We start from the raw sequence: 12,482 nt of genomic DNA on the forward strand, positions 1-12,482 counted from the left end.
AGGCATATATGAAACGATTTCAATCACAGCGGTTATCCTTATTGGGTTCCGCTATTTTTTCTGAAATGGCACAGTGGAAGGAAGAGGTTATTGCAAGTGGCCTTGATGTGATTGACCTGGGTATCGGCAGTCCGGACCAGCCGCCTTCAGAGCGGGTCATGCAAGCAATGGAGCAGGCTGTACGCAAGCCTGAGAATTATGGATACCCTACCTCTGAGGGAAGCTTGGCTTTTCGCGAGACGGTAGCGCGTTGGTATCAATACCGGTTTGGTGTACAACTGGATGCAGCGACAGACATTATCACATTGATGGGCTCGCAGGATGGTCTGGCACATTTGGCTATGGCGGTTACCGATCCTGGTGATGTGGTTCTGCTCCCGGACCCCGGTTATCCGATCTATGCGGGAAGTCTAGTGCTGGCTGGCGTGACTCCCTTTTTCCTGCCGCTTAGAGAGGATCATGATTATTTGCCTAAGCTTGAGGACATCCCAGAAGAAATAGCTCGTCAAGCCAAATTTATATTGCTTAATTATCCGAGCAATCCTTTATCGGCGGTTGCGCCGCGACATTTTTTTGAACGGCTGGTCGCTTATGCGAAGCAATACGAGCTGTTGATTGTGCATGATCTTGCTTACTCGGAGCTAGCATTTGATGATTTTCAGCCTATTAGCATTTTGGAGATAGAAGGCGCAAAGGATGTTGCTGTCGAGTTTCATTCTTTGTCCAAAAGCTTTAATATGGCTGGCTGCCGAATCGCCTTTATGGTAGGTCAGCCCGATGCCGTCCACGCGCTTCGTCTACTGAAATCCAACATCGATTATGGGGTGTTTAAGGCTGTGCAGGAAGCAGGTATTGCCGCTTTGGAGGAGGATATGGAGCAGGAGCATTCGGTTGCTGCCCTGTATGAGAAACGTCGCGATATCGTGATTGACGGACTTGCTGCTGTTGGCTGGAACATACCAAAGCCCCGAGCAACGATGTTTATCTGGGCGCGTATCCCTGAGGGCTGGACTTCTCGACAAATTTCCCGGGAAATGCTGTATGCGGTTGGTGTTGTGGTCATTCCCGGAGATGCGTTCGGTTCAGAAGGTGAAGGCTATGTTCGTATTGCGCTGGTGCAGGATGAAGACAAGCTGAACGAGGCTGTAAGGCGTATAGGTAAATTTTTACGGGAACGACCTGTGTACAATTTTATTCAATAGATACTTAAAGATGTCATAAAATCATACTTTTAGTTGTCATTAAATTGCAATTCAAACTTCGATCTAAACATGCTACTATGTAACCAAGTCATTATTTTATAGGAGGATACATACGTGTCGAATGTAGTAAAAGTAGGAATAATCGGTTGTGGAGGCATTGCCAACGGTAAGCATCTACCAAGCTTGTCCAAGCTGGGAACAGTTGAACTTGTCGCTTTTTGTGACATTGTTGTGGAGAAAGCCCATGAAGCGGCTAAACAATATGGTGTCGCAGGAGCTAAGGTTTATGAAGACTATACCGAGCTATTAAAAGATGGTTCTATTGATGTCATCCATGTGTGTACACCGAATGATTCGCATGCTGAAATTTCCATCGCAGCCTTGGAGTCAGGCAAGCATGTTATGTGTGAAAAGCCGATGGCTAAGACGGCAGCTGACGCTCGTCGTATGGTGGAGGTTGCCAAACGTACAGGCAAGAAGCTGACAGTTGGGTACAATAATCGTTTCCGTCCGGACAGTCTGTATTTGAAGCAGGTTGCTTCGAATGGTGATTTGGGAGATATTTATTTTGCCAAGGCCCATGCGATTCGTCGTCGCGCTGTACCTACATGGGGTGTGTTTCTTGATGAAGAAAAGCAAGGCGGAGGTCCGCTGATTGATATAGGTACACATGCCCTGGATTTGACGCTTTGGGTGATGGACAATTATGAGCCGAAGGCTGTTCTCGGTACTACTTTTCACAAATTGTCGCAAAAAGAGAACGCTGCCAACGCATGGGGCTCATGGGATCCGAAAAAATTCACGGTTGAAGATTCGGCCTTTGGTATGATTACGATGAAAAATGGTGCTACCATCATTCTCGAATCCAGCTGGGCATTGAATACGCTGGATGTGAAGGAAGCCAAATGTACCTTGAGTGGAACTGAAGGCGGAGCAGATATGGAAGACGGCTTGCGCCTGAATGGCGAAAAGCATAGCCGCCTGTATAAGAATCAAATCGAGCTGGGCACAAAAGGCGTGGATTTCTATGACGGCAAGCAAGAAAGCATGCAGGATACCGAGCTTCGTCTGTGGATTGATGCGGTCATCAATGATACGCAGCCGATTGTAACGCCTGAGCAAGCGTGCGTCGTTTCGGAAATTTTGGAAGCTATTTATGAATCCGCGAAAACTGGCAAAGCCGTTTACTTTGAATAATAAAGCAAGCTAGAGGAGGAAGCAGTCTTGATCAACGTTGCTATATTAAGTTTCTGGCATGTCCATGCCAAAGACTATACACGTGATGCTACCGAGCATCCGGATACGCAGGTTGTCGCATTGTGGGACGAAGATGCTGAACGTGGACGTAAGGAAGCGGCAGAACGCGGCTTCAAATTTTATGAGAATTTGGATGAATTGCTGGCACAGCCGGACATTCAGGGCGTTGTCGTGGTAACGCCTACGAACGTGCATCGCGATGTTATCATTGCGGCAGCCAAAGCAGGCAAACATATTTTCACAGAAAAGGTCGTTGCTACAACGCTTCATGAGTGCAATGAGATTCTCGCGGCTATCGAGGAAACGGATGTCAAGCTGACAGTGTCGCTACCGCGCTTGAACGAGTACTATACACGGGCTGTACAGGATATTTTAAACCAGGGGCTGCTTGGTGATGTGACGTTGGTTCGTACCCGACTTTCTCATAACGGAGCCATACCTTCGGAGCGGGCAGCGAACGGTTGGCTTCCTGAACGCTTCTTTAATCGGGAGCAGTGCGGCGGTGGAGCCATGATCGATTTGGGCTGCCATCCGATGTATTTGGCTCGTTTGTTCCTTGGACTTCCCGAGAGCATCAGCGCCAATTATGGTTATGTGACAGGCAAGGAAGTTGAGGATAATGCGGTTTCTGTACTGCGTTACGCGAATGGTGCTTTAGCCGTCGTTGAAGCGGGCTTCGTTAATGCGTTCTCGCCTTTTGTCATTGAAGTACATGGTACTGAGGGAAGTCTGCTGTATTCTACGCACGATAACAAGCTGCTGGTTCGCAGTACGAAGCAAGGACCGGATGTGAAGGAGTGGCAGGTTCAAACCGAGCTTCCAGAAAGCAGCCCTATAGCATTCGCCCAATGGGTCAGTCATATTCAAAATGGAACAACAGCTGATGAAAATATTCAGCTTGCTCTGGACCTGACACGTTTGATGGAGGCTTCGAATCGATCTTCCCAATCGGGAGCTGCATTCAAGTTGAGTGATTTGGCTTAGTAATCAGACTCATATGCGTGAATGAACCCTTTGTATATTACAAAAAGAAAGGCTTGTGAGTAACTGGTGAATCAGCCAGAGTCGCGCGGCCTTTTCCCATTTATGGTTGCTCAGATGGCAGGAAATGAGGAGGTAAGTAGTTTGGAGATACATGGAAGATCGACCCCCAAGCCATACCCTTACGAGCTTATGCTGGAGCAGGGACATGCACTGGATCGCCTGGATGTAGAGTTCCGCTGGGGCCATTATGGAATTCGTATGCTGAGATTTCATCATACGACCTTTAGTCCAGGCAAAATAGTATCCTTCCATAAGCATTCCGAATTTGAATTCCACTACATTCCCCGGGGCAAAGGCAAGGTCATTCTCGGAGAGGTTCCTTATGCGCTGCAGGAAGGCATGCTCTATCTGACCGGTCCCAATCTGGTGCATTACCAGGAAGCAGATGCTCTTGAAGCGATGGATGAGCTGTGCCTGCATATCGATATTGTCAAGCTGGACCATGATGAAGCTCCAAGAGAAGAAGGCTCTGAAAGTGAACCGTCCTGCGATTGGGGTCGCCGTTCGGAAATTGCCGAAGCCGAAGCTTGCATCCAGCAGCTCAAGCTCCTGCCTGCGAAACCGGTGCTCGATCAATATCGGGCCATGGAATGTTTTCTGAACGCCTATCGCGCGTGGTACGAGAATCAGCCTGGGCTGTTTACCGTAATCAAGCAGTCGATTATTCAGATTCTTTTGCGTACAACGCGCGCTTATGCATCTGGACCACAAACGGATATTCCATCGCGTAATATGAAGCAATACCGCTATAAGCTGGCTGTACAGTTTATCAAGGATAATTACATGGAGCCGCTGACACTGGAGGTTGTAGCGGAACGTGTGCAGATTAGCCCGCGCCAGCTGCAGCGGATTTTTCGTGACCATACCGGAGGAACATTCAGCGAATATATCGAGCACGTACGACTTACACATATTTGCAATGAGCTGAGCCTAAGCGACCAAACCATTGATCAGATTGCATTCCAGAACGGGTTTTCAAGCGCCAATTATTTGCATTATGTGTTCAAAAGAAAGCTGGGATCGACTCCGATGAAGTACAGGGATCAACACCGAAGATTGACAACATAAATGAGAACTATTATCATTTATTCAATGCTTTATTTGAATGGGGTGCTTGATAATGGGGAAGATCGATTTTGATTATTTGGAAAAGCATATGTATTTTGTGAAAACAGAGGTGCCTGAAGCTCTTTTTCGGCTTGAGCTTGCTGATTTACAGGATAAAGGCAATGCCGAGCGGTTAATTGCACAATACGGACCTGTGCTAAAAGCGATGAAGCCAGAGGTTGCGGCCACTTATTTTTCGTTATGGTTCGCCTGGGCATGCGCGGCGCTTCAGTATACGATCTCCCATCATGATGCTGCATATAACATGTCACTGCATAATCTGAGCGGGCAAGTGCATTTGTTCAATAATCGGCCACGCTGGGCATTTCATCTCCATGATTCCGACAGCTTGTCTGTTCCTGGTATGGATAGAAATGATTGGAGGAAGCGGGTGCTGAGCTCCTTTTATACGAATGAAGTAGCTCCGCTGATGGCGTCGATTGCGGCTGCTGTTGGAATTAATGTTGGTCAGCTCTGGGGTCAGCTCGCTACGCGTCTTCATTACGCTTATGATGCCTGGCAGAAAGAGGCCGAAACTGATCAGCTGCGACATACAATCGAGGAGGATTTTACATTTCTCCGATACGGGCTAGCTGCAGAAATATTCGGCAGGAAAAAGAATCCGTTTGACATCCAGTTTCGTCATATTGATAACCCACGGATCCCGGGAGAAACGATGCGGATCAAGGCCTCATGCTGTCTTGCCTATTTAACAGATACAGGCCATGGCTATTGTTATTCCTGTCCGCGTATGGGGGAAGAAGAGCGTATGGAGCAGCGTATGAAGATTGAAGCAACCTTGATGGCGTCTGGCAAATAGTTAGGTTATAAACAGCGAAGCTCTTAGGTTAAATTGTATGGGATTAATGATATAGAATTTGTACAAGTGAATATAAAAAAATCCAGCACAATCGCGATTGAGATATGTTACCATAGAATATGGACACGCTTACGAAATCAGTTTTCTTCGAAAACTCTGAAGTTAATGCTTACGAAGATAGTTTTCTACGAAAACTTTTAGGAGGTTCACAATGAGCAATATTGGAGTATGGGAAAATGCGGAGCCTGGAGTCAAAAGAAAGATTTTTGAGCCGGGCCAAACGATCATGATGATGGAAGTTCATTTCGAGGAAAATGCCGAGGGCTACGAGCACAGCCATCCGCATGAGCAATTTTCTTACTGTATCAAGGGCAAGCTTGAGTTCACTATTGATGGACAAAAGCATGTCATTGGGCAAGGTGAAACGATCTACATCCCGAGCAACGCCAAGCATGGCGCCAAAGCGATTGAGCCGAGTATTCTGCTCGATACGTTCACGCCGGTGCGTGAAGATCTGGTAAAACGCTAAATCATCATAGCAAGATCATAAAAGAGCCCGCGGAGGGCTCTTTTTGCAACGTCTACTTGATTTCTAGAGATCCGTGAAGTTGATTGTGCCTACGACCATCGACAGGAAGTTTGCCAGCTCAGCCGCTTCTTCCTCAGTCAGTTTATATACATGCTCCAGATAGCCTTCTTCATCCAGATCGTCAGGCCCGATGACAGCGGTGCGTCCTGATTGCAGATCGGTAATCAGCTTTTTTCCATAAAAGCGATTCGTTGATGTGATTGCCAGGTCAAAACGGTGCATGGAAAGATCACCAACAAAACAAACAAAGCGTGTACGTGTATCCTCTTGAGAATCGTATAATAAATCAAATTCTGCCATTACTGCGGGTCACTCCGTTCTTGTAACTGCCATTGTACAATCGATTATACATGAAGAAGCAGATACGGGCAAAAGATGATTAAGGGATTTTGGCACATATCGTTTTCATTTGCCTCCAAACATGATAGAATTTATAGAATGCTAAAAAATTCGCACCTGATTATATACTAGGAGGTTTCACATCCAATGTCCAAACCAAAAATGAGAAGCGATATGATTAAAAAAGGCTTCGACCGCGCACCGCACCGCAGCTTATTGCGTGCAGCTGGTGTTAAAGAAGAAGATTTCGATAAGCCGTTTATTGCGGTATGTAATTCCTACATCGATATCGTTCCAGGTCACGTTCATCTTCAGGAATTCGGTAAAATCGTCAAGGAAGCTATCCGTGAGGCGGGCGGTGTTCCTTTTGAATTTAACACCATTGGTGTAGATGACGGGATTGCGATGGGTCATATCGGTATGCGTTATTCTTTGCCAAGCCGTGAAATTATTGCGGATTCCCTTGAAACTGTAGTTGCAGCACACTGGTTTGACGGTATGGTCTGTATTCCGAACTGTGATAAAATTACACCGGGTATGATGATGGGCGCTTTGCGTGTGAATATCCCGACGATTTTCGTCAGCGGTGGCCCGATGAAAGCCGGTAAAGATAAAAACGGTAAATCGATCTCGCTTTCCAATGTATTTGAAGGCGTAGGAGCGCATCAAGCTGGTAAAATTGACGATCAAAGTCTGCTTGAGCTTGAGCAATACGGATGTCCGACCTGCGGTTCATGTTCGGGTATGTTTACTGCTAACTCGATGAACTGTCTGGCTGAAGGCTTGGGTCTGGCCCTGCCAGGTAACGGTACGATTCTGGCAGTTGCTGAAGAGCGCAAAGATTTCGTTAGACAATCCGCGAAGCAGTTGATGGAAATTATTAAATTGGACATTAAGCCTCGTGATATTGTAACCATCGAAGCTATCGATAACGCATTTGCACTCGATATGGCAATGGGCGGTTCGACAAACACTGTACTTCATACATTGGCTTTGGCGCATGAAGCGGGTTTTGAATATCCGATCGAGCGCATCAACGAAGTAGCTAACCGTGTACCGCATTTGGCCAAAATTGCTCCAGCTTCTGATTATCACATCGAAGATGTGCATAACGCAGGTGGTGTGAGTGCAATCATCAACGAGCTGCTCAAGAAACCGGGTGCTCTGAACGGCGACTGTATTACCGTATCAGGTAAAACACTGCGTGAGAATGTAGCTGGCTGTGAAATCATCAACAAGGATGTTATTCATCCATTGGATAATCCTCATTCCGAGCGCGGCGGCTTGGCAGTGCTGTTCGGTAATTTGGCTCCAGATGGCGGAATTATTAAAGTTGGTGCGGTTGATAAAGAAGTGGGCGGCAAGCATGTGGGTCCTGCTATTTGCTTCGATTCCCAGGAAGAAGCTTTGTCTGGTATCGCTAACGGAAAAGTCAAAGAAGGCCACGTAGTAGTCATTCGTTATGAAGGCCCTAAGGGTGGTCCGGGAATGCCGGAAATGCTGGCACCTACTTCACAAATTGTTGGAATGGGTCTTGGAGCAAAGGTTGGTTTGATCACGGATGGTCGTTTCTCAGGAGCTTCCCGCGGGATCAGCATTGGTCATATTTCGCCGGAAGCGGCTGAAGGTGGTCCGATTGCTTTCGTTGAAGACGGAGACATCATCGAGCTGGATTTGATCGAACGCCGTATTGAGTTGAAAATTTCCGATGAGGAAATGCATCGTCGCAAGTCCAACTGGAAAGGCTTTGAGCTGAAAGTGAAAACAGGCTACTTGGCCCGTTATTCGAAGCTGGTTACTTCCGCAAGTACTGGCGGCGTCATGAAGATTTAATTTGATAGCACTCGTATATATAGCATCATAGCAAACATCTGAAAACGGCAGCAGAGAATGTCCATGACACTCTCTCTGTCGTTTTTGTTTTTCGGATCATCTGAATCTATTGGAATCAAGACTCGATTTGCCCGTCATCTTCCACATCATGTGTAGGATGATCACCAGGATAATCGCGGGACAGACCTGCGTGCAGCTCGCGATTTTCATAGGTGAAACGGTTCGGCGGGCGTTGGTCTCTGCGCCATGGACTGCTTTTGCCGAGAGATTCTGTTAGATGTGTTGATCCATAGGGTCCTTCCGGGAATTCCTCGGCGGTGAGATCGTTTCTTTGGGATTCGACAGTTTTGAAATCCGTATATCGATTCCGATCCTCCTCAATAAAACCCTCTTGATTCGTTTCTATACCCATCATGGTTCCCCCCAATTGTCCAAAGTATCGTTTTAGGATGACCACCTCTGTATAAAAAAATTCTTGAGTTACAAATACAATTTATGTCATGATAGTACAACGACTTACATAAAGAGGTGAGGGTGATTTGTTAAAAGGGAGATTTTTTCGCAACAGCCTCATATTGATTTTATTAATTTCTAGTATTCCAGGTGTTATTGTGGGTTTTATTATTTATTGGATGGGCGGGGACCGTCTGGAGAATGAAATGCTGCAGCTGCATAAGAGTCAAATATTACAAAGAGCGGCTAATGTCGATGACCAGTTCTCCTATCTGGAAAATTCGCTTGCCCACTGGGCATTTGATCCCAAATTTAATAGCAGCCTGAAGGATGTTAATTTTTATACGGAGTTTGAAATTGCCCGTGATGTGACGAAGACACTGGGTGTTATGCAGGGCTCAAGTCCGCTTGCTAAGCAGGTGGAGCTATTCCTCAATGGCGTGCAGCCGATTCGCTTTTATCCCGAGTATGATGTGATACAGAACAGAACGTTCATGGATAGTTATATCGAAATGCTTTCTCAAGGAAAACTGGTTTTTTGGTCCGACCTCCCAGCCGATCCGGGTAAAGCGGATGCAACCGATTTGACGTTAGTTCATAAATTGCCAGGTATTAATTTTGAACCTTTTGGCGCCCTGCTGGTTCGTGTGGACAAAGAGAAAGCATCCAACCTGTTGAAAACGCTAACACCGTACAACGTAGGTGAAACCTTCATCATGCAAAATGATGGAAATGTGCTTCTATCCAGCGCAGGAACAGCAAATTCACTCGGCTTTGACGAGGTTCTGAGGAACGAGGTGATGAAGGAAGGAGCCAAAACCGGTTCCTTCTTATATGACTGGAAAAACACGACCTATACGGTATCCTATGGCACATTTTCGCGGGTTGGCTCGGATTGGATCTATGTCTCGGCTTCACCGATTAATGCGATTACGCAACCGGTTGTGTTCATTTCCAAGCTGATTCTCTCCGTCAGCTGCACCGCCCTGCTGCTGGCATTCATCCTGTCGTGGCTGGCATCCCGCAAAATTTATTCACCGATAGATCGATTGATCCGCATGCTTGCGGCCAACAAGCTGTTTGTGGGCAGTGCGAACGAACAGACGGATGAATTTAAAATGATCGAAAAGGAATGGCTGCATTTAAGCAGAGAAAGCATTACCCTGCAAAACAAGCTGGAGCAGCAGTTGCCTCATGTGAAGGAAGGCTTCCTGCTTCAATTGGTGCAAGGTTTTCTGTACGCCTATTCAGAAGAAGATTTGAAGAAGCGGATGAGGAACTTTGACTGGATCGTGGATGATCAGCAATTTCTGGTGATGCATATTCAATTGACTGGCTTTGAAAATTTAGAGGGCAGGTTTTCATTGGGTGACGAGGGTCTGGTTACGTTTGCTGCCGCGAACATTATTGAAGAGCTGGCGGCGAATCGTTTGGAACAGGCCAGTACTATCAACTTCCACGATTTATCGATCGGTGTGCTTTTCATTGTCCCTCCAGATCGGCCGTTTACAGACAAGCTGCAGGCGTTTAGCGAGGAATTGATGCATACGATCAATCATATTTTAAAGCTGCAGGTTTCCATAGCTATCGGGAAAACGACTCCCTTGATTGCCCAGATCCCTTTTCGTTATGAGGAAGCCAAGCAAGCCTTGAGCTATCGCAATTTTGAAAATGAAAATCAGATGCTGGATCTGGAGACGCTTGAAATGAGTGAAGAAATGAATGAGCTGCGTTACCCATTCGTACTGGAGCGTGAAATTATACAAATGCTGCGTACAGGTCAGCAGCAGGAGGCTGAGCACACGATTGTACTGTTTCTGGAGGAGCTGTTGGAACGAAGGGCCAAGGAAATTGATATTCAGCAGGGAATGCTTCAGCTTCTGGGCAGCATCCTGCATGCCATCCGTCACTCCGGTATGGACCCGAGCCGGGTGTATAAATCAGCCAATCTGTATGAACAACTGACCCAGATCCGTGAGCCGCAGAAGATGTTGAATTGGTTTAATGCCAAGGTCATACACCCTTTTGTGAGGGAGCTGGAGGCTCGTTCCGATGTGCAGGTCAAGAAGGTTGTGGAGTCGGCAATGATCTATTTGCAAAATGAGTATATGAATGAAATTTCATTGGACAGCTGTGCAGAGCATACCGGGATGAACGCCGTCTCACTCAGCAAATCATTCAAGCAGGTAAATGGGAAAAACTTCATTGATTACTTGACCGAGCTGCGAATAGGGAAGGCCAAAGAGCTTCTCCGTGATACAGAGCTGAAAATAAACGATGTTGCCGTGCAGGTCGGGTATCAGCATAGTTATTTTAACCGAATTTTTAAAAAGCAGGAAGGTATAACACCGAGCCATTATCGGGAGATGAGCCGGAATACATACATATAATCCAAGCTAGAAAACCGTCACAGCCGAGTCTGTTCGACGGTTTTTTGGCGTATCTCTGCAAAAAAGTCTTAAAAAATAAGAAAAGTGCAAGGACTCCGAAGCTGTTCAGCTCTCAGTGAACTAAAAAATCTAAAATTGGAAAAAATGTGCTGATCTGCAATGAGGTCATTTCAAAAAAATCTGATTGTTGGAAAATTATGCTGCGACTAAGCTAAGTGGTATAGCGATTGAAAGGAGTAAACACATGGCCAAAACAACCCGGTCCGATTCGCTTGCAGCCCAAGGACAAGCTGCGGTGAAGGTTCCTTCAAAAAGTCCGCTGTTGGCAAAGCTCAGCAGAGATAAATATTTGCTCCTGCTTTGTGTGCCGGGACTACTGTACTTTTTTATTTTCAAATATGTTCCGATGTGGGGCGTGCTGCTTGCCTTCAAAAACTATCAGCCTTTCATTGGTTTCTTTGATAGTGAATGGGTCGGCTTCGCTAATTTCCAGCAGTTTTTTCAGGACCCGATTTTTTTCAAGCTGGTGAGGAATACGCTGCTGCTGGGGTTATACGATCTTGTTTTCTTTTTTCCGGCACCCATTTTATTGTCATTATTGTTAAATGAGGTTCGGATCTCTTTGTATAAAAGGTTCATACAAACGATTATTTATGTACCGCATTTTATTTCGATGGTTATTTTGGCCAGTATTTCCTATTTGCTGCTCACGACAGAGGGTGGTGCTGTCAATGAAATGGTGTTCAGCCTTACAGGGTACAGAATTGATTTTCTGACCAGTGAGAATTGGTTCCGACCGCTCATTATTACGCAGAACCTGTGGAAGGAAGTCGGATGGGGAACGATTATTTTTCTCGCGGCATTGGCGGGAGTTGATCAGGAGCAGTATGAAGCCGCTATTGTGGATGGAGCTAATCGCTTTCGTCAAGTATGGCATATTACGCTGCCAGCCATTCGCGGGACGATCATTGTGCTGCTGATTCTGCGTATGGGCAATTTCCTTGATCGGGGCTTTGAACAAGTGCTGTTGATGAGCAACGCACTGAATCGGCCGGTGGCTGAGGTATTCGATACTTATGTGTACACGCTCGGGATTACGCAGGGAGCCTTCAGCTACAGTACGGCGGTTGGATTGTTTAAAGCTATTATTGGTATTATTTTGGTCTTCACGTCCAACTATTTGGCTAAGCGTTCTGGTCATTCGGGGATATTTTGAGGAGTAATGATTAGGTTCGCTGCACGACCAGAGTGTTCCTACGATTGCTGTTGTTCACGAATTTCTTTCATTGAATAAGGAATTTAGAGGTAGAAATAAGCGAACAAAGGCACCGCTTCGCTATCTCCAGCACACTCCGGTCGCTCCGCTCATTAATCATAACTAAAATGTTTTAAGTTGCAAAAACTTGAAGGTTAACGCTAACGAAGATAGTTTTCTAAGAAAACGCTAA

The 12,482-nt window shown here is 46.1% G+C and carries 11 protein-coding genes; 9 read left to right on the forward strand and 2 right to left on the reverse strand.

Annotated features, from left to right (window positions below; genetic code table 11):
• Window positions 1–8 precede the first annotated feature (8 nt).
• The 6 genes from OB236_RS29580 (at window position 9) to OB236_RS29605 (ending at window position 5,959) form a co-directional block, all read left to right on the forward strand.
• Window positions 9–1,202 (forward strand): aminotransferase class I/II-fold pyridoxal phosphate-dependent enzyme, encoded by a 1,194-nt coding sequence (locus tag OB236_RS29580; RefSeq protein WP_262687151.1) that lies wholly within the window; start codon window positions 9–11, stop codon window positions 1,200–1,202.
• A 114-nt stretch (window positions 1,203–1,316) separates the two neighbouring features.
• Window positions 1,317–2,399, forward strand: coding sequence for a Gfo/Idh/MocA family protein (locus tag OB236_RS29585; RefSeq protein WP_262687153.1), 1,083 nt, complete (start codon window positions 1,317–1,319; stop codon window positions 2,397–2,399).
• Window positions 2,400–2,426: 27 nt separating this feature from the next.
• Window positions 2,427–3,443: a Gfo/Idh/MocA family protein gene (locus OB236_RS29590; RefSeq protein ID WP_262687154.1), complete on the forward strand. Its 1,017-nt coding sequence runs from the start codon at window positions 2,427–2,429 to the stop codon at window positions 3,441–3,443.
• A 189-nt stretch (window positions 3,444–3,632) separates the two neighbouring features.
• A complete protein-coding gene (locus OB236_RS29595; protein WP_408638532.1) occupies window positions 3,633–4,571 on the forward strand; it encodes an AraC family transcriptional regulator in 939 nt (312 codons plus the stop codon).
• A gap of 52 nt (window positions 4,572–4,623) precedes the next feature.
• Window positions 4,624–5,430, forward strand: coding sequence for a ferric iron reductase (locus OB236_RS29600; protein ID WP_262687156.1), 807 nt, complete (start codon window positions 4,624–4,626; stop codon window positions 5,428–5,430).
• 211 nt (window positions 5,431–5,641) lie between these two features.
• A complete protein-coding gene (locus tag OB236_RS29605) occupies window positions 5,642–5,959 on the forward strand; it encodes a cupin domain-containing protein (RefSeq protein WP_076236355.1) in 318 nt (105 codons plus the stop codon).
• 63 nt (window positions 5,960–6,022) lie between these two features.
• Here the strand turns inward: OB236_RS29605 and OB236_RS29610 are convergent, their stop codons facing one another.
• Complete coding sequence (locus tag OB236_RS29610) at window positions 6,023–6,319, reverse strand: DUF3055 domain-containing protein (RefSeq protein WP_262687158.1); 297 nt, start codon at window positions 6,317–6,319, stop codon at window positions 6,023–6,025.
• A gap of 186 nt (window positions 6,320–6,505) precedes the next feature.
• On the opposite strand from OB236_RS29610, the gene ilvD reads away from it, so the two are divergent.
• Complete coding sequence (gene ilvD, locus OB236_RS29615; RefSeq protein ID WP_076236353.1) at window positions 6,506–8,191, forward strand: dihydroxy-acid dehydratase; 1,686 nt, start codon at window positions 6,506–6,508, stop codon at window positions 8,189–8,191.
• Between the two features lie 115 nt (window positions 8,192–8,306).
• On the opposite strand, the gene OB236_RS29620 is transcribed toward ilvD, so the two are convergent.
• Window positions 8,307–8,603, reverse strand: a complete 297-nt coding sequence (locus OB236_RS29620; RefSeq protein WP_076236352.1) for a hypothetical protein — start codon at window positions 8,601–8,603, stop codon at window positions 8,307–8,309.
• Between the two features lie 127 nt (window positions 8,604–8,730).
• On the opposite strand from OB236_RS29620, the gene OB236_RS29625 reads away from it, so the two are divergent.
• A complete protein-coding gene (locus OB236_RS29625; protein ID WP_262687162.1) occupies window positions 8,731–11,034 on the forward strand; it encodes a helix-turn-helix domain-containing protein in 2,304 nt (767 codons plus the stop codon).
• 244 nt (window positions 11,035–11,278) lie between these two features.
• Window positions 11,279–12,250: an ABC transporter permease gene (locus tag OB236_RS29630; RefSeq protein WP_262687163.1), complete on the forward strand. Its 972-nt coding sequence runs from the start codon at window positions 11,279–11,281 to the stop codon at window positions 12,248–12,250.
• The last annotated feature ends 232 nt before the right edge of the window (window positions 12,251–12,482 follow it).

Source organism: Paenibacillus baimaensis, assembly GCF_025567575.1.

Coding starts and splice junctions, on each gene's coding strand:
- OB236_RS29580 (WP_262687151.1), top strand. CDS start 9: ATGAAACGATTTCAATCACAGCGGTTATCCTTATTGGGTTCCGCTATT.
- OB236_RS29595 (WP_408638532.1), top strand. CDS start 3,633: ATGCTGGAGCAGGGACATGCACTGGATCGCCTGGATGTAGAGTTCCGC.
- OB236_RS29600 (WP_262687156.1), top strand. CDS start 4,624: ATGGGGAAGATCGATTTTGATTATTTGGAAAAGCATATGTATTTTGTG.
- OB236_RS29605 (WP_076236355.1), top strand. CDS start 5,642: ATGAGCAATATTGGAGTATGGGAAAATGCGGAGCCTGGAGTCAAAAGA.
- OB236_RS29610 (WP_262687158.1), bottom strand. CDS start 6,319: ATGGCAGAATTTGATTTATTATACGATTCTCAAGAGGATACACGTACA.
- ilvD (WP_076236353.1), top strand. CDS start 6,506: ATGTCCAAACCAAAAATGAGAAGCGATATGATTAAAAAAGGCTTCGAC.
- OB236_RS29620 (WP_076236352.1), bottom strand. CDS start 8,603: ATGGGTATAGAAACGAATCAAGAGGGTTTTATTGAGGAGGATCGGAAT.
- OB236_RS29630 (WP_262687163.1), top strand. CDS start 11,279: ATGGCCAAAACAACCCGGTCCGATTCGCTTGCAGCCCAAGGACAAGCT.